The following is a 401-nucleotide window of genomic DNA, read 5'->3' on the forward strand; positions in this document are numbered from 1 at the left end:
ATTTATAGGAAAAGCTCTTGGTGTAAGACGTACGATTAATTCCCCGACATTTAACATCATTAAATCATATAGGGGTAAAAATTTAAAATTGCATCATATGGATTGTTATCGCTTAGAAGATTCTGATGAAGATTTAGGGTTTGATGAATTTTTCGAAGATCAGGCAATTACTGTTATTGAATGGAATCAATTTATAAAAGATTGACTTCCAGCGACGCATTTATCTATTAATATTTCAACAATATCTGAAAATACAAGACAAATTGAGTTGTTCGCGCAAGGAGAACATTTTGAACAAATTAAGGATGCAATTATTCATGAATTCGCTGCTCATTGATACATCGAATCAACCATTATCAGTAGCATTGATGCAAAACGATGAAGTTTTAGCTGAAATAACT

At 31.4% G+C, this 401-nt stretch carries 1 protein-coding gene; it reads left to right on the forward strand.

All coding sequences use genetic code 11. From position 1 onward, the window contains the following. Positions 1-205, forward strand: a 205-nt coding sequence (gene tsaE / locus D7W79_RS46680) for a tRNA (adenosine(37)-N6)-threonylcarbamoyltransferase complex ATPase subunit type 1 TsaE (RefSeq protein WP_208730001.1), incomplete at its 5' end; no start/stop codon positions are given. Between the last annotated feature and the right edge of the window lie 196 nt (positions 206-401).

Origin of the sequence: Corallococcus exercitus, assembly GCF_003611585.1 — a bacterium.
GTDB classification, from domain to species: domain Bacteria; phylum Myxococcota; class Myxococcia; order Myxococcales; family Myxococcaceae; genus Corallococcus; species Corallococcus exercitus.